21 protein-coding genes and 1 other annotated feature are annotated in these 23,290 nt (G+C 68.7%); of the genes, 9 read left to right on the forward strand and 12 right to left on the reverse strand.

Annotation, left to right across the window (positions count from 1 at the left end):
* Positions 1-205: 205 nt before the first annotated feature.
* From GR168_RS05375 to GR168_RS05405, 7 genes are all read right to left on the reverse strand, one after another.
* Positions 206-1,458 (reverse strand): IS3 family transposase gene (locus GR168_RS05375; protein ID WP_159370224.1). Its coding sequence is split into 2 segments (ribosomal slippage): positions 206-1,164 and positions 1,164-1,458, totalling 1,254 coding nucleotides; the frame shifts between segments, so codons are not numbered across the junction.
* Positions 1,043-1,174 (reverse strand) — a sequence feature (AL1L pseudoknot). Its footprint overlaps the gene before it by 132 nt.
* Positions 1,446-3,095, reverse strand: a complete 1,650-nt coding sequence (locus tag GR168_RS05380; RefSeq protein WP_238995078.1) for an IS1182 family transposase — start codon at positions 3,093-3,095, stop codon at positions 1,446-1,448. The genes GR168_RS05375 and GR168_RS05380 overlap by 13 nt, the downstream gene beginning before the upstream one ends.
* Positions 3,096-3,239: 144 nt before the next feature.
* Positions 3,240-4,100, reverse strand: a complete 861-nt coding sequence (locus GR168_RS05385) for a hypothetical protein (RefSeq protein ID WP_058253898.1) — start codon at positions 4,098-4,100, stop codon at positions 3,240-3,242.
* Between the two features lie 336 nt (positions 4,101-4,436).
* The gene (locus GR168_RS05390; RefSeq protein ID WP_159370225.1) at positions 4,437-5,318 is read right to left on the reverse strand and encodes an ATP-binding protein; all 882 of its coding nucleotides are present in this window, start codon (positions 5,316-5,318) and stop codon (positions 4,437-4,439) included.
* A 58-nt stretch (positions 5,319-5,376) separates the two neighbouring features.
* A complete protein-coding gene (locus GR168_RS05395; protein WP_058251199.1) occupies positions 5,377-5,703 on the reverse strand; it encodes a hypothetical protein in 327 nt (108 codons plus the stop codon).
* Positions 5,704-5,842: 139 nt separating this feature from the next.
* Positions 5,843-6,382, reverse strand: coding sequence for a sigma-70 family RNA polymerase sigma factor (locus GR168_RS05400; RefSeq protein ID WP_159370226.1), 540 nt, complete (start codon positions 6,380-6,382; stop codon positions 5,843-5,845).
* A gap of 63 nt (positions 6,383-6,445) precedes the next feature.
* Positions 6,446-6,793: a hypothetical protein gene (locus tag GR168_RS05405; protein WP_159370227.1), complete on the reverse strand. Its 348-nt coding sequence runs from the start codon at positions 6,791-6,793 to the stop codon at positions 6,446-6,448.
* A 159-nt stretch (positions 6,794-6,952) separates the two neighbouring features.
* On the opposite strand from GR168_RS05405, the gene GR168_RS05410 reads away from it, so the two are divergent.
* The 3 genes from GR168_RS05410 to GR168_RS05420 all read left to right on the forward strand — a co-directional run bounded on the left by GR168_RS05410 (position 6,953) and on the right by GR168_RS05420 (position 12,073).
* Complete coding sequence (locus tag GR168_RS05410) at positions 6,953-8,335, forward strand: dynamin family protein (RefSeq protein ID WP_238995026.1); 1,383 nt, start codon at positions 6,953-6,955, stop codon at positions 8,333-8,335.
* 69 nt (positions 8,336-8,404) lie between these two features.
* The gene (locus tag GR168_RS05415; protein ID WP_159371837.1) at positions 8,405-10,258 is read left to right on the forward strand and encodes a dynamin family protein; all 1,854 of its coding nucleotides are present in this window, start codon (positions 8,405-8,407) and stop codon (positions 10,256-10,258) included.
* 45 nt (positions 10,259-10,303) lie between these two features.
* A complete protein-coding gene (locus GR168_RS05420) occupies positions 10,304-12,073 on the forward strand; it encodes an Hsp70 family protein (protein ID WP_159370229.1) in 1,770 nt (589 codons plus the stop codon).
* A gap of 27 nt (positions 12,074-12,100) precedes the next feature.
* On the opposite strand, the gene GR168_RS05425 is transcribed toward GR168_RS05420, so the two are convergent.
* Entirely contained in the window at positions 12,101-12,769 is a 669-nt protein-coding gene (locus GR168_RS05425; RefSeq protein ID WP_159370230.1) for a hypothetical protein, read from the reverse strand.
* 305 nt (positions 12,770-13,074) lie between these two features.
* Between GR168_RS05425 and GR168_RS05430 the strand changes: the two genes are divergently transcribed.
* Both GR168_RS05430 and GR168_RS05435 read left to right on the forward strand, forming a co-directional pair.
* Positions 13,075-13,779, forward strand: coding sequence for a hypothetical protein (locus GR168_RS05430; RefSeq protein ID WP_159370231.1), 705 nt, complete (start codon positions 13,075-13,077; stop codon positions 13,777-13,779).
* Positions 13,780-13,820: 41 nt separating this feature from the next.
* Complete coding sequence (locus GR168_RS05435) at positions 13,821-14,951, forward strand: DNA polymerase IV (RefSeq protein WP_159370232.1); 1,131 nt, start codon at positions 13,821-13,823, stop codon at positions 14,949-14,951.
* Positions 14,952-15,363: 412 nt separating this feature from the next.
* On the opposite strand, the gene GR168_RS05440 is transcribed toward GR168_RS05435, so the two are convergent.
* The 3 genes from GR168_RS05440 to GR168_RS05450 form a co-directional block, all read right to left on the reverse strand.
* Positions 15,364-16,740 (reverse strand): IS1380 family transposase, encoded by a 1,377-nt coding sequence (locus GR168_RS05440; RefSeq protein WP_275892326.1) that lies wholly within the window; start codon positions 16,738-16,740, stop codon positions 15,364-15,366.
* Between the two features lie 460 nt (positions 16,741-17,200).
* The gene (locus GR168_RS05445; RefSeq protein ID WP_159370233.1) at positions 17,201-18,400 is read right to left on the reverse strand and encodes a nucleotide pyrophosphatase/phosphodiesterase family protein; all 1,200 of its coding nucleotides are present in this window, start codon (positions 18,398-18,400) and stop codon (positions 17,201-17,203) included.
* A complete protein-coding gene (locus tag GR168_RS05450) occupies positions 18,397-19,248 on the reverse strand; it encodes a GNAT family N-acetyltransferase (protein ID WP_159370234.1) in 852 nt (283 codons plus the stop codon). The genes GR168_RS05445 and GR168_RS05450 overlap by 4 nt, the downstream gene beginning before the upstream one ends.
* Before the next feature lie 70 nt (positions 19,249-19,318).
* Here GR168_RS05450 and GR168_RS05455 point away from each other — a divergent pair, with 70 nt between their 5' ends.
* From GR168_RS05455 to GR168_RS05470, 4 genes are all read left to right on the forward strand, one after another.
* Positions 19,319-19,834, forward strand: a complete 516-nt coding sequence (locus tag GR168_RS05455; protein WP_159370235.1) for a YtxH domain-containing protein — start codon at positions 19,319-19,321, stop codon at positions 19,832-19,834.
* A gap of 85 nt (positions 19,835-19,919) precedes the next feature.
* Positions 19,920-20,651, forward strand: coding sequence for a YcnI family protein (locus GR168_RS05460; protein WP_159370236.1), 732 nt, complete (start codon positions 19,920-19,922; stop codon positions 20,649-20,651).
* Positions 20,644-21,192, forward strand: a complete 549-nt coding sequence (locus tag GR168_RS05465; protein ID WP_137809793.1) for a copper resistance CopC family protein — start codon at positions 20,644-20,646, stop codon at positions 21,190-21,192. Before GR168_RS05460 ends, GR168_RS05465 begins: the two co-directional genes overlap by 8 nt.
* Positions 21,193-21,198: 6 nt before the next feature.
* On the forward strand, positions 21,199-22,098 hold the full coding sequence (locus GR168_RS05470) for a CopD family protein (protein WP_159370237.1): 900 nt from the start codon (positions 21,199-21,201) through the stop codon (positions 22,096-22,098).
* Positions 22,099-22,345: 247 nt separating this feature from the next.
* Here the strand turns inward: GR168_RS05470 and GR168_RS05475 are convergent, their stop codons facing one another.
* Complete coding sequence (locus GR168_RS05475) at positions 22,346-23,269, reverse strand: alpha/beta hydrolase (protein ID WP_159370238.1); 924 nt, start codon at positions 23,267-23,269, stop codon at positions 22,346-22,348.
* Between the last annotated feature and the right edge of the window lie 21 nt (positions 23,270-23,290).

The raw sequence follows: 23,290 nt of genomic DNA on the forward strand, positions 1-23,290 counted from the left end.
GCTGTGTGGGGTGCAAGCGATGCCCTCCCTCTGCTCCCTAAGAGCCTGCTGAATTAGGGTCCAGCCTGGGTTGAGGTTCCTGCTGCGGGGATGTGTCGGTTCCGGGGTGTGGTCGTGGTGATCGATCTAGGTGGGGCGGCGGTGCCGCGGTTCAGGCGGTGGCCAGTGTCCAGGTGAACCGTCCTGGATCGGATGGAGACCTCGTTTAGGCCACCGCCATCTCGGAGGTGGCTGTCTCACGGTAGCGCCTCTCGTACTCAATGGGCGGGCAGTAGCCGATCGATGAGTGCAGCCGCTCGGTGTTGTACCAGTGCACCCAGGCGGCGGTCTCGCGCTCGACTTCTGCGCGCCCGGTCCACGATCGCTGGCGCTCGATCAGTTCGGTCTTGTACAACCCGATGGCTGATTCCATCAACGCATTGTCGAGTGCATCGCCGACCGACCCGATCGATCCGGCCAAGCCGGAGTCGCGTAATGCTTCGGTGAACGCCAGCGCTGTGTACTGACTTCCGGCATCGCTGTGATGAATCAAACCTGTTGCAGTGAACGAGAAGTCGGTTCTACGTCGGGTGAACAAGGCCTGTTCGAGAACGCTGGTCACCAACGGTGTCGACTTGCTCGTCATCACCCGCCACCCGAGGATTCGACGCGAGTACACATCGACGAGAAACGCGGTGTAAACGAACCCTGCCAGGGTCCAGCAGTAGGTGAAATCAGCCACCCACCACTGATCTGGCCTGGCCGGCAATGACCACTTGCGCTCCACCAGATCAGGATGCCGCGGCGCGCGATCATCGCGCTGGGTCGTGATCGTGCGATGTTTTCCGCGGGTGACTCCGGCGATCCCGCAGATCCCCATCAGTCGGCCCACCTGATCACGGCCCATCTCACGGCCCTCGCGGCGCATCGTGCGCCAGATTTTGCGGACGCCGTACACGCCACGATTGCGATGAAACGCCTGGTAGACCGCGTGAGCGTCGTACGCCTCGGCCAATCGTGTCACCGAGACCGGACCCGCTTGCGTGCGGGCGTAGTAGGTGGACGGGGCGATCTGCACGCCGTGCTCAGTGAGCACTCGGCAGATCGGGGCGACCCCGAACCGACCCTTGTGAGCGTCGATGTAATCAACGATCACCGCAGTCGGCGGTCGACCTCCGCCGCGGCGAAAAACGCCGACGCTGTCTTCAAAATCTCATTGGCCCTTCGCAATTCAGCGTTCTCCTTGCGAAGCGCCGCCAACTCGGCGTCCTGCTCGCCCACCGTCATCGTTCCCCGCGCAGTCACGATCGGCCGGTCCTTCTCGATCCAGTTCCGCAACGTCGCCTGGTTGATATCGAGCAATGCGCCCACGTGTTTCCGGGCGGCGAGCTTTCCGCCGCCATGCTCGGCGAGGTGGTCGTGATACATCCTCACAGCCCGCTCACGCGTCTCTGGATCAAACTTCCTCAGTGCACCCATACCGGCATTCTCCTGGTGAGATCACGGTCTCCACCAGACCCAGGACGGTTCAAGGTGCCGTTGGTGGTAGTCAGTCCGAGGGTGATCAGGCGGCGTAGGTTGATCGCGGCGGCGCGGTGGTGCAGCCAGTTGTTGTTGCGTTCGATTCCACGGTAGGGCACCCGCCGGTTACCGCGGGTGAGCCAGGCAATCGTCCGTTCGACCATGGGTCGATGCTGGCGGTAGGTGTCGGCAATAGTGTTGTCAGAGAAGTGTTGTCGGTGTTCGCGCTGGAGTTGGTGGTGTTCGCCGAAACTGATTTTGCGTCCACGAACCGCGGTGGTGCACCGTGCCCGAAGTGGGCAGTCTTGGCAGGCCGCACCGTAGGTGACGTGGCCTTTCGCGCTGACCGGTCGGGTCAGGTTGTTGGGGCAGGTCAATGTGTTCGAGTCGGCGTCGAAGGTGAAATCGTCGACGACGAAACCACCAGCAACCGCCGGCATGTGTGGCTTGGGTTTGATCACCGCGTTCCATCGTGTCCGCGCCAGCGTGGCCAGCATGTCACCGGAGGCATACGCTGAATCACCCAGCACCTCACGATCGTCGGCGTCGTCGGCGACGGTCGGATCGCTCAGCAACAACCGTGCCCCGACTGCTCCGTCGGAAGTGTCCGGACCAGCGGCTTTGGTCATCTCGATCGCGGTGACCAACCCGGTCTCCGGTTCATTGACGATGTGGCCCTTGAACCCGTCCTGCTGGCGTGCCCGGGTTTTGTGGGCGTGCCGGGTGTCGGTATCGACGGTGGAGATCACCCAGTCCGGGGCGGTCCGGGGCGCGATGCGCCAGCGTCCGTCGGTGCCATCAGAACCTGGTGCCGGTTCCACATCCTGGCCGGTCACCAATGCCAGCAATGCCACCGCCTGCGCCTGGGCCTGGTTACTCGGTTCCTTGTCGATGGCCTCGAGGTCCAGACCGTCGAGCACGGCCAACCCATCTTCGACAAGGGCGCTGATCAGGTCCTGTTGAGCACACTCATCATCCCAGGCGATCCGCGGCTTGCCGGGCCGGTCATAGCCGCCGCCGGTCAACGCGGCCAGACGAGTCGCGTGCTGCTCGACCACCACCGCACCACCGTCGACCTCTCGGGCGACCCGCCGGATCGCCGCGATCACCTGGGTGATGGCGTCCTGGCGGGCCACCGCGTCATCGAAGATCGTCGAATCCAGCGCTCGACGACTCTTACCCGCGAGCACCCCGGTGGTGGTGATGACCTCGCGTACCACCTCGAAAATGCGGTGCGGCCGATCGCTGGCTGCCAGTCGCCGACGCCAGTACGTCAGAGTCGACGGATGAAAACCTTTGTTACCCAACACGAATCCACACGCCGCTTTCCACCGCAGATCGAAAGTGACCGCATCAGCGGCTTCGCGATCGGACAAACCCTGCAGCGTTTGCAGCACGATCACCGACGCCATCGTGGCCGGCGGGATCGACGGACGGCCCCGGCCGCTGGGAAACAGGTCCGCGAACATCTCCGCAGGAAACAACTGCTCGCGATGAGCAGCCAAAAACGCGAACACACTGCCCTCGGCCAGCAAATGCCCGACGACCGAGTTCACATCCAGAAACTCACCCTGACGATCCGGCTCACCCTGCATACCCACCAGGATCCCAGCCCACCAGGCAAACCCGCTCACCCCACACCGAAACGACACCGACTATTTCAGCAGTCTCCTAATCCGAAAGAACGCCCTGCCCCCTGCTCCCTGAGCTGAGGAGCGCCCGGAGCTGGCGGAGGGCCGTCACGAAGGGTCGCCCCGTCGGCGGATGCGGTGCCGGTCGGGGCGTGTCAGCGCGCGGATCTCCTCGAGGACCTCCTCCCAGTCGTACAGCACGTCGTCGTAGGTGAGGCGCATCGTCATCCAGCGGTCGAGCATGGTCATCCGGTCCCGCCGACGGTCGTTGCGGAATGCGGCTCGGTCGGAGTGGTACGACTCGCCGTCGCACTCGATGAGCAACGAACCCGTGCGGAGATCAGCGTGTTCGCGGTCGCCGATCGACGGTTGCACCTCCACGTCGAATCCCGCGGCGATGAGCCGGAGCCGGACGAGCGACTCGGTGCCGGATTGCGAACGGGCATCACATCGGTCGAACATCGCCGAGACCGCACGGGTTACACGACCCATCTCGGCCTGGAGGTCCGGGATGGTCAAGTCGGTGGCGTTGAGGACCGAGTCGACCACCGCTATCCACTCCTCGGCCGGAAGGCACCGTGCGGCGCAGCCGACCGCCACGGCGATCGGGTCGACGGCCGTCGTCACGGGGAGCGGGCGGCCGAAGCCCTGGCACCACCGGAACGGGCCGCTGGGCTTCGTGGCGGACTTCGCGTGTTTGCTGAGACGAACGTGGGTCTCGTTGTGGCCCGGCGGTATCCAAAGATCCGGCAGGCCGCGCCGCTGATGGAACCGCAGCGCGCTGATGCAGGACAGCGCACCTCCGGCCGTCACCGCGGACACGACGTGGGGGTCCGCCGCGGACGTCCGCACCCAGCCGTATCGGAGCGACGTCAGGGTCTCGGCCTTGCGCGCCTGCGCAATGGCATCGGGCGCCCAGCCCATCGCGGTCAGTTCTCTCAGCGAGTACACGCCACAATCCGAAGTCACACCTGCTTTGACGCACGGAACCGGTCGGTGGTTTCGTCAGATCGGGCCGGGTGTGGAAAGTGTTGTCCCCGTGAGAGTCGTGGGAGGGCAATATGCCCTTCGAGGTCGCTCATGGGGACGAGACTTTGACTCACCCCGCCGAGAACCGGACCGTGGTGCGGATCTGGGTGGCTCCGGGGTGGTCACAGGCGGTAGTCGTGCCGGCTTTGGGCGTGGCCAGTCGCGACGGGCCGGTTCCTAGGCTTCGTCGGGCCGGGTGTGGAAAGTGTCGTCCCCGTGGGTGTCGTGGGAGGGCAATGTGCCCTTCGAGGTCGCTCATGGGGACGAGACTTCGGCTCACCCCGCCGAGAACCGGATGGCGGCGCGCACCTGGGCCGCGATCGCCCGCCCGGCGCCGAGCGGCCACCGGTGCATGACGTAGTCGGCGGCCGCGTCGACGGAGAGTTGGCGGGTGGAGTTTCCCGCGCGCACCCAGAACTCGGGCGGGGCGCTCTTCCCGGCCCGCAGGTAGACCGGTCGCGGGGACGGTGAGCACGTCACCCGGCAGACCGGGACGTCCCCCGATCCGTCGGGCCGCGCGACCGATTCGACGGTGATACCGACGGCCGCCGCGGTGTTCTGGCCGAGGGTCGTGGTCAGCAGATCGCGCAGCCACAGTTCGAAACGGTCGGCGTCGGGCACCTTCAGCGTCGCGAAGTCGGGTTCGAGACCGAGTGGGGTGCCGTCGTCGGCGACACCGATGAGCAGGGTGCCGCCGTCGGAATTGAGAAACGCCGACACCGTCTTGACGATCACCTGCTCCATCCGCGGGTCTTTCTCGCCGCTGCGCAGGTTGACCCGGGCGGTCGACTTGAACTCGAGCCGATCCGATTCGCCGTCGGAGAGCAGTTGCGCGACAGGGGCATTCGATTGCCGTTGCAGCCGCGCCGCGAGCAGGCCGTACGCGCCCACCGCCACGACCGAACTGATCAGTCCCAACACGACCGTCGTCACGCTCCACACCCGGAGGTGTTTGTCGACGAGGCCGGCGATGTAGAGGCCGAGCGCGGTGCCGAGGATCGACAGCACCATCGCCGTCGTCGCGTCGAGGCGGGCGCGTCGGCGCAGCAACCACCTGGCGACGACGCCGAACACCCACGCGACCACCAGCACCAGTACCAGCGCGGTCGCCGTCGCCCAGACCGGTACCGCGAACTCGATTCCGCCGATCGTTCCCACACAGCTTTATAGCCCGGAGCCTCGCTCAGCGCGGCTCCGGGCTACGGAAACGTCGAACTCAGACGGCGTCGCCGCCGTCGATGCTGCCGAAGTCGCCGACCTCGACGTTGCCTTCGTCGTCGACGGCGGTGTCGAAGGTGCCGTCGCCGTCGGTGTCGGCGACGGCGATGTCGGTGAGGCCGTCGGCGTCGGTGTCGGCTTCGATGATGTCGATCTCGCCGTCGGCGTTGGTGTCGTAGGCGATGGAGTCGGCCTGGCCGTCGCCGTCGGTGTCGAGGATGGCGTCGGTGGTGCCGTCACCGTCGACGTCGGTGAGTGCGGCGTCGACGGCTCCGTCGCCATCGGTGTCGACGAGAACGGCGTCGGCGGGGATCTCGGTGCTCATGGTGGGTCCTTTCGGGGTTCGGCGCGGTGGTGCCGGGGAGTTGTGAAGTGGTTCTGGTTACTTGGAGGTGAGTCTGCCCCGGTTTGTTCCCCACGGCCTCGAAGTCGCGTCGGGATCATTCGCGGGGAGTACCCCCGCGTCACCGGAGATCGGCGAGCAACTCCGACAGGAGGGACCGCGCGCGCGAGATGCGACTGCGCACGGTCTGCAGGCCGATGCCCTGGGCCTCGGCGATCTCGGAGTAGCTGAGCTCGCCGTAGACGCGCAGCACGAAGGTCGCCCGGTAGGCGTCTGGGACCTGCGCCAACGCTTCGGCGATCCGGTCGGACACGACGACCTGCGCCGCGACGTCCAGATGGCTCATCGGGTCGTGGTCGGCGATGTCGTCGGCGTCGGTGCGTTTGCGGATCCGGGCGAGCGCGGCATTGGACCCGATGCGGTACAGCCAGGTCGACAGTTGCGCGTCGCCACGGAAGTTGCCGATGGCCCGCCATGCGGCGACGAGCGCGTCCTGCATGGCGTCCTCGGCGTCGTGCTGATTGCCGGTGATGCGTAAACAGATGGCCCACAGCCGGTCTCGATGTTGTTCGACGAGCGTGGTGAAGGCCGCCTGATCGCCGGAGCGGGCGCGTTCGAGGAGGTCCGCGCCAGAGGTGGATTCGTCGATCAACGACTGCACCCGCTCATCGTAGGGCCGTGCCCCGACCATGGCAGCACATCGCGACTTTCGGTGCCGCGCAGCTCAGAAGTCGTCATCGAATGTCCCGTCTTCCACTGGATCGACGACCGGATCCCCGTCGTCGCCGAAGACGTCGTCGATGGTGTCCCCGAAGTCACCACCGATCGGATCGTTATCCCCGAAACCGGATTCCGCAGACACCTCGCCGTCGAACTCCTCGTCCGCCGGATCCGGCCCGGGTGCGGCGGTCAGGTCGGTGTCGAGTTCATACGACGGGTCGAACGCGGTTCCGACGGCTGTCTCCCACGCGCCCTCGGGCACGCTCAGCTCGCCGGGCGGGTCGGTGTCGCGCAGCCAGTCGTCGAAGCCGCTCTCCCCGGAGCCGCTGTCATCGTCAAGGTCGTCGGTCATGGTCGTTCGCCTCCGCAGGTATCTCTGTCATCCGGTCGACTGCCGGGCGCCGAGGAGTGATGGACAATTCTCGGCACGTACCTAGGAGTGTCGCCGAGCCCGGAATGTTCCCGCCGGATCGGAAGAAGTCTCGGGAGGTCAGATCTCGTGGAACAGCGCATGACCGTGCGTGGTCGCGTGGAGCAGTTGCTCGACGAGGTGGGCCTGCTGGCGCCGGACCCGGCGACGATTCCCGCCCTGCGGGCCCGACTCGCCGAACCGCTGACCGTCGCGCTCGTCGGACGCGTCAGCTCCGGCAAGTCGACGCTGCTCAACGCCCTCGTCGGGGACCGCGTCGCCCCGACCGACCGCGCCGAGTGCACCCGCGTCGCCGCCCTCTACACCGAGGGCAACCCGCAGCGGGTCGAGGTCATCGGACTCGACGGCACGGTCACCGAACTCCCCGGACCCATGCGCGGCGACCTCGGCCGGCCACCGGAGGAGATCGACCATGCGATCGTCCACACCCCGTCCCGGTTGCTGCGCGAGCGCTTCCGGGTCATCGACACCCCCGGCCTCTCGGGTTTCACCGACACCGCCGAGATCGCGACCCGGCGGGTGTTCGGTGGCCAGAGCAGGCTGGCCCGGCCGGACGTCGTCCTCTTCCTGCTCGACGACGCCGCGGGACCGAAGGCTGACGAGGTCGCCTTCCTCGCCGACGCCGGTGCGTCGGCGCAGAACACCATCCTGGTGATCTCCCAGGCCGACCTCATCGCCGCCGACAACCCGATGCTCAAGGCGCAGGAGATCGCTCGCCGGGTCTGGCGACGCTTCCCGGCGATCGCGGGCGCCGTGGTCGCCGTGTCCGGGCTGATGGCCGAGGCGGGCGTCTGCGGGGTCACCGAACGTGAGACCGCCCAGATCTCGCGCCGCGGACAGCTCGAGTCCTGGGAGCTGTTGACCATCCTCGACGGCGGGATGCCCGCGCCGCCGGGGATCGACGTCGACGAACTGGGCCGGCTCGAGCAACTCGTGGGCACCTATGCGATGGACGCCGGGGGTGAGATCGCGCGGCAAGGTGCACGGGCGTACAGCGAATGGCTGCACCGGGTTTCGGGTATCGACGAGTTGCGGCTGGCCATCGGCCGACGATTCCTGGCCGTCGGCGACATCCTCAAGGCGCGCACGGTGCTGGCCGCGCTGCGCGAGTCGGCCTACCGCAGTCCGCGACGCGACGTCTTCCTGGAGGCGATCGACGAGGCCGAGACGTCCCCGGCGCTGCACCGGCTGCGCGAGATCGCCGCGCTCGAGGCCCTCGCCCGGTGGCAGCCCGACAGTGAACTCGTCGGCGAGCTCAACGTCGTCGTCGCGAGTCGCGATGTGCGCGTGCTGTTGTCGTTGCCGCCGAATGCCGCACCACCGGCGATCGCGGACGCCGCGCGGCAGCGGGCCACCGACTGCCGGTCGCGGCGGGCCTTCGCGGCGACGTCGGCCGAACGGGAGGCGTTGCTGGTGCTCGAGCAGACCTATCAGCTGGTCAGGCGCGGACTCTGGGTCAACTGACGTCATGGTCGACGAGGAGCGCAGGGTGAACGAGGAGAGCAGACAATGACTTCCAGCGAACCCGCCGCCATGTCCGGGGCTGGGGCCAAGGGACTCGAGAAGGTCCCGGCGAAGAGTGCGACGCCGACGCCGGAGGCGGTCCTGCGCTCGGCGATCGACGCATTGCGCAAGCACGGCGAGGACGCCATCGCCGACCGCGCGACCCGCGTCCGCGACCGACCGGCACCGCAGGGGACCGTGGTCGTCATCGGCGAGGTCAGCCGGGGCAAGAGCTCGCTGGTCAACACGCTTCTCGGGGTCGGCGACCTCGCGCCCGTCGACGCCGAGATCACCACCTCGGTGTACGTCCGGTTCACCCCTGCCTCCGACGACCTGCCCGCCGGCACCGCGCTCGTCGAGTTCCCCGGTGCCGCCCACCGCATCCCGGCGACCGAACTGTCCGACTGGGTGACCGTCGGCGGACGCCACGCGGCCGGGGTGCCGGCAGAACGCCTCGCGCCTGGCACGCCCATCGATTCCGTTCTCGTACCGCCGGTCTCGGCCCGGGTGGGGGTCGACGCCACGGTGCTGCCCGGCGTCACCGTCGTCGACACACCGGGCGTCGGGTCGCTGGTCCCCGAACACGTCGAGGCCGCGGTCAGCGCGGCTCGCGGCGCGTCGGTGCTGGTGATGGTGTGCGACGCGACCGCACCGCTCAGCGCGCCCGAACTCGACTTCCTGCGCAGTGTCAGCGAGGAGGTCGCCTCGGTGGTGCTGGTGGTCACCAAGACCGACCTCGTGATGCGGCAGTGGCGGACGATCGTCGCCGAGAACCGAAAGCTGATCGGCGCCAACGCACCTCGCTTCGCGCACATCCCGATCATCGGCGTCTCCAACCGCATCGCCGCCCAGGCCGCGGCGATCGGCGACCCCGACCGTCGCGAACGGGCCCTCGCGGCGTCGGGCGTTCCCGAACTCGTCGACGCGCTGACCCCACTGGTCCGCGACGGGGCCGCGTCGCCGGTGCGCAACGCGCTGCAGCTGACATTCGCCGGGCTCGACGACGTCCGCACGCGCCTGGTCCTGGAGATGAAGGCCGCCACCGCGACTCCCGCCGAACGAGCCGACATCGAAGCCGAACGCGACCGGCTCCAGCGCCTCAAGGATCGTCGTCGGGAATGGCGGGCGCGACTCACGCAGGACATCACCGCGGCGTCGCTGCAGACCGACGACCTCATGCGGGACCGTTTCGACACACTGCTGGGCCAGTGGTCGACGCGCATCGACAAGTTGCGCTTCTACGAACCGCATCGGGCGGGCCAGGAACTGATCGCACAGATGACCGTCGACCTCGAGGCCGCCGCGCGTGAGGTGAGCGCCTCGTTCGTGGCCGGGATCGAGCGGATCGCCGACGCACTGTTCGCCGATGCCGCCATCTCCGACGAGCTGGTCGGGCAGATCGCCGGCAGCGCGGGCGAGCTCAAGCTCCGTGAGCAGGAGAAGATCTCGCCGTGGAAGAACATGGTCGACCCGATCCTGCTCTCCATCGTCGCCGCCGGCGGCCCGCTGGCGATCATCCCGGTGGTCAACGTGGTGGCGGTGCCGGTGTGGGCGGGCGTCGTCGTCGGGTTCCGGGCGTCGAAGGTCGGCAAGGAGAATCATCGCAAGTGGCTGACGAAGGCGGTCGCCGACATGAAGGCCGACGTCCGGTCGCAGCTGCAGTCGATCAAGGCGCAGGCCAGCGGTGACCTGCAGATCGCCTACGACGAACTGCTCGAGCGGCTCCTCGCGGAGTCGACGAAGATCCTGAACGACGCCGCGGCCGATGCCAAGAAGTCGGCGGCGGAGCGGGAGAAGATCGCGCAGGATCTCCGGAACCAGATCATCGCGGTCGACAACGTGCGCAAGTCGATCGCCCGGGTACTTCGAGCGCCCGCCGGATGAAACCCGCTGTCATGTGTAACGATCTGCACCTGAGGAGGTGGCCACGTGGCGCAGGAGAGCAGGCGGCGACTGTGTATCGACTTCGGCACCAGCAACACCGCGGCCGCGTACCGGGTCGGGTTCGGCGAGCCGGTCATCGTGCCGCTCGGCCCTGGTGGACCCGCGATGCCGTCGGCGGTGTTCGCGGCTGACGCGACCGTCGTGGTGGGTCACGACGCGGTGCAGCGGCGATTGCAGGCACCCGACGCCTTCGAGGACACCCCGAAGTCGCGTATCGACGACGGCGAGATCGAACTCGGCGACCGGTTCTGGCCGGTCGAGGATCTGATCGCCGCCGTGCTGCGGCACGTGCACCAGACCGCGTTGCGCCACAGCGGACTGCCGATGTTCGACTCGATCGTGCTGACCCATCCGGACCGCTGGAGCGAGCGACGCAAGAACGTCCTCCGGCGCGCGGCGCAGCGGGCCGGCATCCCCGCCGACGCACTGCGTGTCGCCTCCGAATCACTCGCTGCCGCTTGGTACTACGTGTACCGCGGACATGACGTCAGTGGTGGCGAACGGATGTGTGTCTTCGATTTCGGCGCCGGCACGTGCGACGTGGCGGTCCTCGTCCGCGACGGCGCCGAGGGCTTCACCGTCACCGGCTCGGGCGGCGACAATCACCTCGGCGGCCGGGACCTCGACGCCCGGATGATCCGTTGGGTGCACGACGAGGCCGCCGAACTCGACCCTGACCTCCCGAGCCGACTCCGGGCCCCGGCCGCCGCGATCGCCTTGGCCGATCGGGTGCGGACGGCGAAGGAAGCGCTGTCCGACACCGCGCAGGCCGTCATCGAACTCCCCGGCACCCGGCACACGCTGCTGCTGACGCGACGCGAGTTCGAGGCGATGATCGGATCGTTCGTGGAGCGGGCCGTCGAGCTGACCCGGGACGCGATCGCCCGGGCCGACGCCGCGGGCACCGGTCCGGGCGGGCCGGTCATCGTCTACGTCACGGGCGGGACCAGCAGCATCCCGATGTTGCAGTCCGCGCTGTCGTCGGTCGGCCGCGTCGCCCGGATCGGCGACCCGAAGGTCGTCGTCGCGCAGGGTGGGCTCCTCCGCTCGACCAACGTCGTCCCGGGAGCCGAGGCCAATGGGTTCGACGCCGGGCGCGAGACCGATCCGCGGCGGACCGTGGGCCCGGGGGTCGACACGTCGGGTCGTCGTATCGCGTTCCCCGCGTTGCCGAGTGGATCGGTGATCGCCGCCGTCTCGGTGCGCAGCGGCCAGCCCGTACGGGCGGGAGAACCGCTGGCGACCGTCGATTCCCCGGCCGGACGGGTGACGATCGACGCGCCGGTCGCGGGCACGGTGCACGGCCTCGACCTGCGGTCGGGCGCCGCCGTCCAGCCGGGTGCGGTGTTCGCGGCGGTCGGACCGGTGGACCTGCGGCCGGACCAGTGGCCGCAGCTGCACCGGATGCCCGCCGGCACATCCGCGGTACCGGCGCGGCCCGTCCCGCAACCCCTCGCCCCGCAAGCCCTCGCCCCCCAGCCCGTTGCCCCACCTGCCCACATCTCGCAACCCGGTTCGGCGCAACCGATTCCGGAATCGGGGAAGGTGAATGCGTTCGGGCTGGCGGGACTCATCGTGGGAATCCTCGGGTTTCCGCTGTGCCTGGGCACGATCGTCGGCCTGGTACTCACGGTCGTGGGCATCACGCGTGCCGGTGGCCGTCGCGATGCCCTCACCACGACGGCGCTCGTCATCAACATCCTGGGCGCCGTGGCCTGGGTGGCGTTCGTCATCTGGGCGGTCGTCAGCGGCTGACCCGCACGCCGCCGCGCAGGTCGTCGGTCAGGGGTGGCTGTCGATGTCGAACTGACGCCACGCGGCGTCCCACTCTCGTGACCGGTGCCGATCGGCGACGAGGCGCACGAGCACGGTCGAGCCCCACCAGACGAGCACGTCGAGCATCACCACCCCGGCACCGGCGATCAGGCCCTCCATCACGGCGTCGGTCGTGGTCACGGGCGGGCCCACCACCGCACCGGTGTCGTCGAGCCAGACGGTTCGGACCCGGCCGACGGCGTCGAGCGGCTCGGCCCCGACGGTCGCCGTGAGTCGGTGACCGTTCGGGTCCCGCCACGCCACGGTGGTGTGGTCGGTGGTGTTCTGGCCGCTGTCGTTCGGCACGTCGACGCTCGGCACGTCGGCGCTCGGAACACCGACGCCCGGGACGCCGGCACTCGATGCACCGATGCGTGGTTCCCCGATGCCCTCGACGGACGTGCGAATGATGGTGGCGCTGACTGAATGTCGGGGTCCCTGGTGCTCGATCGTCGCCTTGTGCGCCGCATAGGTGTTGCCCCCGACGGTCAGGGCGACCATGAGCCCGGCGAGTGCTGCGATCCACAACATCACGAGTGTCGCGGTTTCCAGGCGGTCGGCGCGGCGGACCAGGCCATTCGACGATGCGTGCATCACACGCCAGCAGTGGAGTTCGCGGGCGAGGAATCGCAGCATGTCCCCCTCCTGATGCCTGTCGCCCCTTACATGGTCGTTGCCGGGGGCTCGCCGGGACAGGGCCTTTGGTCCCGAAACGGGCGCAGCACCGGCGTGTTCAGTCATTCGACTCACAAACGATCCTAGCTCAGCGTATCCTCGCACTGCGCCGATGGCCGACATCGTGTGGGGGGTGCCGGGGCGTAGGGGGTCGACTCGAGGGGCGGGATCTCGCTCCTCGTCGGTGTCCACGATCGTCATGGTTCGGCAGGTCGTCGATGGTCGTGGTCTGAGTGGAGGGGTTGACGTTGACCAGCGTTTTGTCTGTGGGCGCATCGAGACGCGGTGCGCGCACGTTTCTCACGTCGTCGGCGATCGGCGAGGCGATCGACATCGAGGAGTCGATCGTCCTGACCGGGTACGCGGCGCTGGCCGAGAGTGCCGCAGACTTCGGGGTGACTCCGGATCTGATGCGTGAGGTCGACGCGGCGGTGCACCGGCACCGGGCGATCATCGCGCGGCTTCGGCTGATGCGAACCGAAGCCGTTGCTGCCGAACAGGTCTCGTCGCCGCACGACGAGGCGCTGGCCGTCCTGGGTCTCGGTGGTCCCGATGGTGATCCGATCGCCACGGACGTCGAGACGTCGAAGGCGGTGCGGGCGTACCGCGCCGCCGGCCACGACGGTCGGCGTCCGGCGCCGGTCGCCGTCGCGTACCTGCTCGCCGCGGCGCACGCGCTGACCGACCCGACGAACTGTGGGACCGCTTCGCCCGCACTCAATCTCATGCCCCCGCCGCTGCATCGGGATCGCGCACTCCTGGAGAAGGTGCTGACCCACGCCGTGGCGATGTCCGACCCGGCCACCCGTGCGGAGCTGGCCGCTCACATCACCGCTGCGAGTGCCGCGTTCGCCGACGCCGGCGGCGTGACCGACCGTTCCCTCTCCGTGCTGCGGTACAACCCGCACTCGTTGCGCACCTCGTGCCGGTCGATGGGTCTGGGCGAGGTCGACATCTGTATCGCCGGCTGATCTGATCGGCCACCGGGCGCGCGGCGATTACTCTGGGCGTCGTGACCACGTCGGTTTCGCAGCGTTATCGGTGGCTCCTGCACGTCGATCTCGACCAGTTCCAGGTCGCGGTCGAGCGGTTGCGGGCCCCCGAACTGGTCGGGGTGCCGGTGATCGTCGGCGGCAACGGCGATCCGACCGAGGCGCGCAAAGTGGTCACCTGCGCGTCGTATGAGGCGCGCGACGTGGGTGTCCGTGCGGGGATGCCGTTGCGGGCGGCGCACCGCAAGCTGCCCGACGCGGTGTATCTGCCGCTCGACATGGGCGCCTACGACGCGGCGTCCGCCGAGGTCATGGAGGTCCTGCGGGCCACCGGTCACCCGGTCGAGGTCTGGGGCTGGGACGAGGCGTACCTCGGGGTGAGCGCGCGCGGGGCGGAGGTCGACCCCTTCGACGACGCGGCCATCGTCGACCTGGCCGAACGGATCCGTTCGGAGATCCTCGACCGGTGCGGGCTCACGAGCTGCGTCGGGATCAGCGACAACAAGCAGCGCGCCAAGATGGCCACCGGATTCGCCAAGCGTCCGCCCGGCGGCGCGCGAAGCGGTGTCGACGCGCCGCGCGTGTTCGTGCTCGACGACCGCAACTGGCTGGAGCTGATGGGGGAGCGGCCCACCCGCGACCTGTGGAGCGTCGGGCCGAAGACGTCGGCAAAGCTCGCTGCCACTGGGATCACTACGGTGACCGAGCTGATCGCCACTGCGCGCGACGACTTGATCGCCACCTTCGGTCCGCACCAGGGCAATTGGCTGTACGTCCTCTGCCGCGGCGGCGGTGATTCGACGATCACCGCCGAACCCTGGCTGGCGCGTTCGCATTCCAAGTCCCGCACGTTCGCGACGGACCTCAGCGACGCCACCGAGATGCGCACCGCCGCCGCGGACCTCCTGCGCGAGTTGCTCGATCAGGTGGTCGGCGAAGAACGCCTGCCGTTCCGGGTCGCGGTGACCGTCCGCACCACCACGTTCTACACCCGCACCAAGTCGAGGAAGCTCCCCGCGCCCAGCCTCGACTTCCCCGAACTCGAGTCGGTGGTCGCCGACCTGCTCACCAAGTTCGACATCGACCGCCCGGTCCGCCTGCTGGGCGTACGCCTCGACCTGGTGACCGACGAGGAGGACGCCCCAACCTGAGGTGCCCCACCGCTCCCTGGTCCGAAAGAAGCGCATAACCCCTGCTCCCGAGCCCGACGGGGGAGCTGGGCCACTGCTCCCTGATACGAAAGAAGCGCAACCCCTGCTCCCCCTATCCGAAAGAACGACCTACCCCTTGCTCCCTGAGGAGCGCCCGGAGCTTGCGGAGGGCGCGTCACGAAGGGTCTTCGCAACCAGACTCACCAAGACCCTTCGTGACGCTCGCAAGCTCGCTCCTCAGCCTGAATCTTTCACGGGTGGGTAGGGTTTCGCCGATCGGTTGTCGGTGTCGCCTTTTGATGGTTGGTGCTGGTGTGTGGGCAGGGTGGATCGCCAGCGTTGGGTTCGCTGGTTGTTCGGGTTCTGAGGTGGGGTGGGCGGCGGTGACGGGGCGCGGTGACCGAGGGGCTGGTTAGGCGGTGAGGCGTTGCCAGCCGTGGCGTATGTGGTGGTTGTAGGGCCAGTCGGTGGGTAGTCGCAGGGTGGTGGTGCGGGCGTGGGTGATGATCTTGCCGCCGACGGTGAACAGGCGGTGGCGCAAGCGTTTGGGTTCCCAGCGGCGGATGGGGTCGTGGCGGTGGTAGCCGAGGGTTTGAGTCCAGGCAATGAGGTCGGAGGCCAGGGCGACGATATCGAGCCACAGTTGGTTTTTGGCGAATGAGTCGAACGGTAGGTTGGCCATGCCGGTGTCTTTGAGGCAGCGGATACGGTCTTCGGCGCGGGCACGTTGACGGTGACGCAGTTCCAGGATCGGCAGTGTCCAGCCGCGGCCGCGGGTGTTGGTGGCGAACACGGTGTAGCGGCGGCCCTCGATGTCGGTGATGAGGTGTTGGGCTCCGTTGTGGGGATATTCGCGGCGCGCGATCAGCCGCATCCCGGGTGGCCAGGGCTCGTAGGCGGTTTCGGTGTCACGGACCGAGCGCGGCATGTGGTCGGTGATCTCGGCGACCTGGGCATCAGCTCGTGGATCGGCGTCGTCGGTGTTGATCGCGGTCACCCAGGCGGCCTCAGGCAGCACGTCCAATGCGTCTTTGACCAGTTCGGAGATGGTGAACCCGACCGAGTACTGCAGGCGTTGCTCGGCCAGGTGGGCCAGGAACTTTTTGGCACACCCGGCCGAATCGGTACGTATGAGCACCTGGGCGCGTTCAGCGGCGGGCAGCTGGGCCAACGCCGCCTCGAGGGCCGCGATGTGCATGTCCGCACCTTTGGGTGAGGCACCTCCACGCCGCAGGTCCAGGTTCAGTGTTTCCCCGGTGCCGAAGGCGCCGTGGTCGACGAACGAACACATCGGGGAATGCCCGAACACCCGCTTATACGTTTTCTGGGCCTGTTCTTTGGCCGAGCCGGCGGTCACGGTCGTGGCATCGAGATCAACGATCACCAGCCCGCCATCGATGCTGCCCGCAGTGCCCTCCAACGGGCGGGCAATGCCCCACACCCGCTCCCGCGCCGCGGCGCGAGCCGCGCTGATCGCGGTACTGACCGCCTCGACATCGGTAGCCAGCCTGCTGATCACCCGCGAAATCGTCGGATCAGAGGCCACCTGCCCGTACAACTGTGGCTGAGCCCGGACTGTGGCCACATCGGCCACACAGTCACCACCGGTCGCCAAGGTGAGCGCCAGATCCAGCACGATCTTGGCCGGATCATGGACCGTCGCCGCGGTCCGCCACGGCGCCATCGCCGCGGTCAGCTCGGCTCCCAGGCCCGAGACCTGCACGGTTTTCGTCAGCAACACCCCGCCCGAGGTCGTCAGCACCGACTCAGTGCGCGTAGGGTCCACCATCAACTCGGGATACACGTTATTCTTCACCTGCGAGGTGCCTTTCTTCTTGTGACTATTTGTTTGTGGTGAATCAATAATCACAAGGCAGACAGGCACTTTCGCGTATCACACGCCGAACACCAGCAACATCAGTGAAATATCCAGGCTCAGGGAGCAGAGGTGGACGCTCGCAAGCTCGCTCCTCAAGGAGCAGTAGAAGGGCTGGTAACTGGGACATCCTCCTGATGTGGTCGTAGGGGCTTGGTTATCCCAACCACAAAAGGAGGATGTCAATGTCTCAGGTTAGTCGTTTGAGTCGGGAAGGCAAGCGTCGTAGTGATCGGTGTAGCCGAAAAGTTCGTCCCTCTCAGCACGATCGAAGGGCACTATGCCCTTCGGTCATGCTGAGGGCGACGAACTGTTCAAAGTCGCCTCCGCGGGGCGGCACGCTGGGTCGTCAACCGTCGCTGGGGCTTGCGCCTCAGGAAGCAGCCCGGGCCACGATGAGCGGCACGAGTTGTTCTGCGGTGGTCCAGGCGCCGTGGTGGCCGAGCATCATCGACTCCATCGTCTCGCGCTTGCTGCGGGTGAGGGTGGTGGCGCCACGGGCCACCGCGACGACGTCGCCGATGCGTTGTGCCACAGCGTCACTGACGATCGGTCCGAACCACTCTTCGTCGATGGTCTGCTCGCGCGAGACCACGTGCGCGGCGTCGCCGAGATACGACGCCCAACCGCTCAGCACGTCGTCGGCCGATCCCGGTGTCGCATAGACGTGCCGGACCCGCGCCTCGCCGGCCACCGCGTCGACGCCGTCGAGCAGGGCGGGGGCGGTGTCGATGTCGATCGCCCGGTCGGCGGTGATCATCCCGTGGTCACCGGTGACGAGAAGTGTTGCGCCATCGCCCAGTTCGGAGGCGAGGTCGGCGACCAGCCGTTCGACGATGCGCAGCTTCTCCAGCCACTCCGCCGACCCCTGGCCGTGGATGTGGCCCGCCATGTCGAGTTCGCTGTAGTAGGCATACACGAAACGCCGATTCCGACTCCGACGCCGCAGGGTGGTCAGCACGGCGTCGCGGATGCCGTCGGGCGTCACGGCGGGCAGGAACTGTCCCGACGCGCGAAAGGCCGCCATCGTCAGGCCGGTTCCGCGGAACTCGCCGGGCATCACATAGGTGACCCGGACACCCTCTGCGGCGAGCTCTTCGAGACTCCCGCGCTCGGTACGTACGAGGGCCGGGGGATAGGTCATCAACGCCGACGGTCCGGAGGCGTCGTCGAGCGTCCAGCGCAGCGCGTTGAGCACTCGTCGTGACCCGCGCGTCCGGCATTCGTCACCCGGGCGGAAGCTGTACCCGATGATCCCGTGCACTCCGCACGACGTCCCGCCCGTCAGGCTCAGGATGCTGGTCGCGGTCGTCGCCGGAAACCCGGCCCGCAGCGTCGTCGAGGTCAGTTCCCTGAGCGTCGGGGCATGCTCGGCATAGTCGTCCAGCAGGGTCGCGCCCAAGCCGTCGATGAGCAGCAGAACCACCGACTCACTCGGCGGGACAACGGGTCCCGCACCCTCGGACGGAACCCCGAGTGCACCCGCCACCGCCGGCAACACGTCGGCGAGCGTGTGCGGATAGCCGTGCCAGTCTGCGGGGGCCAGCTCCAGCGGACCCGCCACTTCTGTCACCGCGCCCCCGAACCGGCCGGTCCGAACACATAGTGTCCCGACCGCAGGAACCGGACCGACCGACGCGCGTCTCCCTCGACGAGCAATGGCGACAACGCATCTCGCAGCGCAATCCGCCACCGCGCGGCGTCGAGTGGCGCGCTGACCCGCATCGACTCGACGTCACGCGGAACCTCGACAACGGCGCCGGCATCCGGGGTGATGCGCTCGTGGTGCGCGACGGGATGGGATGGCCGGTCGACGTCGATGACCGACACGGCGCCACCGGCGAGCGCCTCGTCCACCGACTCCACCGATCCCTCCGACCTCGACGACCCGTCCGGCAACGACGGCGCGGCGGACTTCAGGTCCCACGCCACCAACACCCGGTCGGAGTCGGCATCGCCGCCCAGCTCGTCACCGAGTTCGCCGTAGAAATCCTCGTAGTAGTGCACGGGCTTCGCACCGAGCTTCGCGAGGTTGAAGTAGGCGTTCCGGGCGACCAGGGGATCGAAGGTCCAGGTGATCGTCGACAGTCCGCGCTCCAACGCCCAGCGACGCTGGTGCATCTTCAGCGCATGACCCACCTGATGGCCGCGGCCGCGGCGGGTGACCCCGGTGATGTGGCTGTGCAGGGTCTCGCCGACCGGTGCGCCGAAGAACGCCACGCTTCCGCCCGCGAGGTGGTCGCCGATGAAGGCGCCGGCCACGTAGTTGCCGGCGTGACTGAGCGCCCGCAGCATGTCGGTCCCCACGGGCCGGTTCGTCGGATCGGGCCGCCACACGTCGTCGAAGATCCGCAGGAGGTCCTCGAGCTCGTCGGGCGACGACAGTTCACGAACCTCCACACCGAGGGTTGCATCCGACATGGGGTCGATTCTGTCATCGCCCGGCGACACCGTGGTCGTGGTTCGACCAGCCCGATCTAGGATGAGCCCCATGTCCCACACCGCCCGACCGTCCGACGCGTTCGCGCGCGTCGCTGCGGCCGGTGTGGTCCCCGCGGTCGCGGTCGCCGCGCACGGTGCGGCGAGTGGGGCGATGCCGAGTTCGTCGGGCGTCCTGCTGAGCGCCGCGATCGGCGTGGTCGCGGCGATGCTGCTCGCGCCGCGCCGGGGACGGCTCACGACGGCGGCGGCGTCGACCACGCTGGTCCTGTCCGCGGCGCAGGCGGCGAGTCACTGGGCTCTCGCGCTCGACGCCGGGCACGCCGCCCACGACGCCTCGACGCTGCCGATGCTCCTCACCCACCTGGTGGCGATCCCGCTCAGCGCGGTCGGAATCGTCGCCGGTGCCCATCTCCTGGCGTCGATCGGCTCGGTGATCCGATCGCTGGTGCCGCCGGTCGCCCTCGCGGCACATCCGGCCGCTCCGGTGTTCTGGACGCCGCCTTGTGTTCTTGCCGCACCTGCGTTGTGCGGCACCGGTGTTCGCGGACCACCGGCTGCCTCCTGACGCGCCCGGGCCCCAGACCAGAACGGTGTGGGGTCGACGTGCGCGTGTACGAGGACCGGTCCCGACACATCGAAAGACACAATCCATGAAGCTCAGTTCCCCGCGGGCGACGATCGCCCGCCGCATCACCGCACCCGCCACCGCCGTCGCCCTCGTCGGCCTCGCCTCCTTCGCGGGTGCGGGTGCCGCGTCGGCGCACGTCACCGCCAACGCGCCGACGGTCACCCAGGGCGGGTACGGCGTCGTCACCTTCGTCGTCCCCAACGAGTCCGACGCCGCCGCCACGACCGCGCTGCGGGTGACGCTGCCCGGGCTGACCTCAGCCCGCCCGGAGGTGATGCCCGGCTGGAAGTCCGTCGTCACCAAGAAGGACGACAAGGTCACCGAGATCACCTGGACCGCCGATCCGGGATCACCGGGGGTGCCGGTCGGGCAGTTCGGCCAGTTCCGGTTCTCCGGCGGACCGTTCCCCGAGCAGGAGACCGTCGAACTCCCCGCGCTCCAGACCTACGCCGACGGTGAGACCGCCGACTGGAGTCAGCCGACCCCCGACGACGGCTCCGAGCCGGAGCTGCCCGCACCGACGCTGACCCTGCCCCCGGCCACGGGCGACGGGCATCACGGCGGCTCGCACGCCGCCTCGACGACGGGCACCGCCGACGCATCGGACACCTCCGAGTCGTCGGCATCGTCTGAGGACTCCGCCGCGCGCTGGCTCGGCGGGATCGGCCTGGTGGTCGGCACCCTCGGCGCGGTCATCGGCGTCGCGGCGCTGACAGCCCTGCGTCGCAATGGTCGTGGCGGCGGCGATGCCTGACCGTCGCGCGCCGGTTCGACGCGTCGTCCTGGTCCTCGCGACGCTGCTGTGTCTCGGGCTCGTCGGATCGTGGGCGGCCGCCCCGGCGTCGGCGCACTCGCGGCTGGTCTCCTCCGACCCCGCCGAGGGGGCGACGCTGCAGACCGGTCCGCAGACGGTGACGCTGACCTTCAACGAGCCGATCCAGTCGTCGTACGCGGTGCTCAACGTCGTCGGACCCGACGACCACTACTGGCAGAACGGCGACCCGACGGTCGACGGCCCCAACCTGCGTGTCGGGGTGCGCGAACTCGGCCCGGCCGGTGAGTACGTCGTCAACTACCGGGTGACCTCGGCCGATGGGCACGTCATCAGCGGACAGCGCACGTTCGAGCTCGCGGTCGCCGGCAACGGTGAACCCGGCCCGGCGATCGAAGCGGTCGATGCGTCGTCGGACGAGGGAATCCCGGTGTGGTGGTTCATCGCCGGCGCCGCCGTCGTCCTGATCGCCGGACTCGGTGTCGTGTTCTGGCTGAGCCGGCGACCCTCGACGCGGCGCTGACACCTGATGACCGTCCGCAACGGGTTGATCCTCGCGATGACCCTGGCCGGCGGTCTCGTGGTGAGCTGGTTGCTCGCCCGTCCCGACGGTCCGGATCTGGTCGCCGTGCCCACGACACTCGCGCTCGGCGTCTCCGTGACGCTGCTCGGTCTGGGGGCGCTCCCGACGGTCGACGCCGAGCCCTCGACCCGGGTGATCGGCCTGCTGGCCGGGGTGTGGGTATTGGCCGTGCTGGTCAGCGCCTGGGTGCGGACCGCCGATCGGGCGGGTGTCGAGGTGCTCGACGTGAAAGCCGGCGACTTCGGCGACGTGCTGTTCTCGGGTGCGCCCGAGATGGTCGCGCTGGTGGCCGGGGTCCTGATCCTCGCGTGGGTGGTGCTGGACCTGCTGACGGGGATCGAGATCCCTGTGCTCGTGGTCGGAGCGCTCGCGGCGATCGGGGTGCTGGCCACCTCGATCGCCGGGCACGCCGGCAACGACTCGTGGGGGCCGTTCCTCATCGGTGCCCACGCGCTGGCCGCGGCCTGGTGGTGCGGACTGCTCGCGGCGATGCTGCTCTCGGTGCGCGGCCGGTCGGGGTGGGCGCGCAGTCTGCCGGTCTTCTCCGGCCGCGCGCCCTGGGCCGTCGGGGTCCTCACGGTGACCGGCCTGATCTCCGGCCTGATCGAGGTCGACGGTCCGGCGAACCTGGTGAGCAGCGGTTACGGCCGGATCCTGCTCGCCAAGGCCGCAGTCCTCGCGATCCTCGTGGGTCTCGCAGTCTGGCACCGCCGGCGGTGGCTACCGGCCGTGCAGCGGCATCGCAGCAGCGAGCCCGCCTCCGTGCGCGCGGCTGTCGTCGAACTGGCGATCATGGCCGTGGCGCTGGGCCTCGCGGCCGGGCTGTCGGCGACCCCGCCGCTCTGAGCCGGTTGAGCCACCCCTTCCGCCGGCTGAGCCATCCCTTCCGCCGGCTGAGCCATCCCTTCCGCCGGCTGAGCTTGTCGAAGTCCCCCTTACCCGCTGGTTGAGCCGGCTCCGAGCGAAGCGAGGCGCCGTGTCGAAGCCACTTGCCGCGGTCACCAGGTGGCCTCGACGGGCGCGGCGTCCTCGCTGCGCTCGTTCGACGCTGCTCGACCAGCGGGGGTTGGATCGACCCTGCGCTACCCGCGGATCACTCGCCCAACGGCGGCCGCGATTGGTCCCACAGCGCGAGGAGTTCGTCGATGATGTCGGTCGCCATGTGCAGGGTGCTGAGGTGACTCTCGCCGGGCATCTCGAACAGCTTCGCGTCGGGGAGCAGCGACACCATGTGCTCGCCGTGGGCGTACGGGATGATGTGGTCGGCGTCGCCGTGCCACCAGCGCACGGGCACCGTGACGTCGCCGACCCGGAAGCCCCAGTCCCGCGCGAACACGACGACGTCGGCAAACGGTGCGTTCATCCGCCGGCTTCCGCCGTGGAGCAGGTCGTCGAGGAACATGGCCCGGAACTCGGGGCGCGCCAACAGTTCTCGGTCCGCCTGCGGGGACAGTCGACCGTAGATGGAGATCGCGGGTTCGGCGATCGGCCGGGCGAAGCCGAGGGCGACGCTGAGCACCTGGCCGATCGGCGCGCCGGCCACGCTGACGAGCGGTGCGAGCAGCGTGCCGAGTCGCATGGCCCCGCCCTCGATGCGGTCGGGTCCGACCGTCGGCGCGACACCGCCGAGGATGCCCGCCGCCGTCACCCGATCAGGCATGGCATGGGCGACCCCGAGCGCGTACGGCCCGCCGCCCGACAGCCCGATGATCGCGAAGTCGTCGATGCCCAGGGCCTCGAGAACCTCGGCGAGGTCGGGTGCGAAGGCGGCGACGTTGTCGTACCGATGCGGGGTCGACGACCCCACGCCCGGCCGATCGAGTCCGATCAGGCGGATTCCGCGTTCGAGCGCGTACCCACGAGCTTCGACGGGGATCTGGCGCCGCGCGCCGGGCGTGCCGTGTAACCAGACGATCGCCCGTCCGGTGGCCGAGCCGTACTCGGCGAATCCGATCCGACGATCACCGTCTGCGACGGCGATCGACCCCTCGATTTTCGGACGGGCGATGTCGATCATGTGATCAGCATCTCACGTACC

This window comes from Gordonia sp. JH63 (assembly GCF_009856645.1).
GTDB classification, from domain to species: domain Bacteria; phylum Actinomycetota; class Actinomycetes; order Mycobacteriales; family Mycobacteriaceae; genus Gordonia; species Gordonia hongkongensis.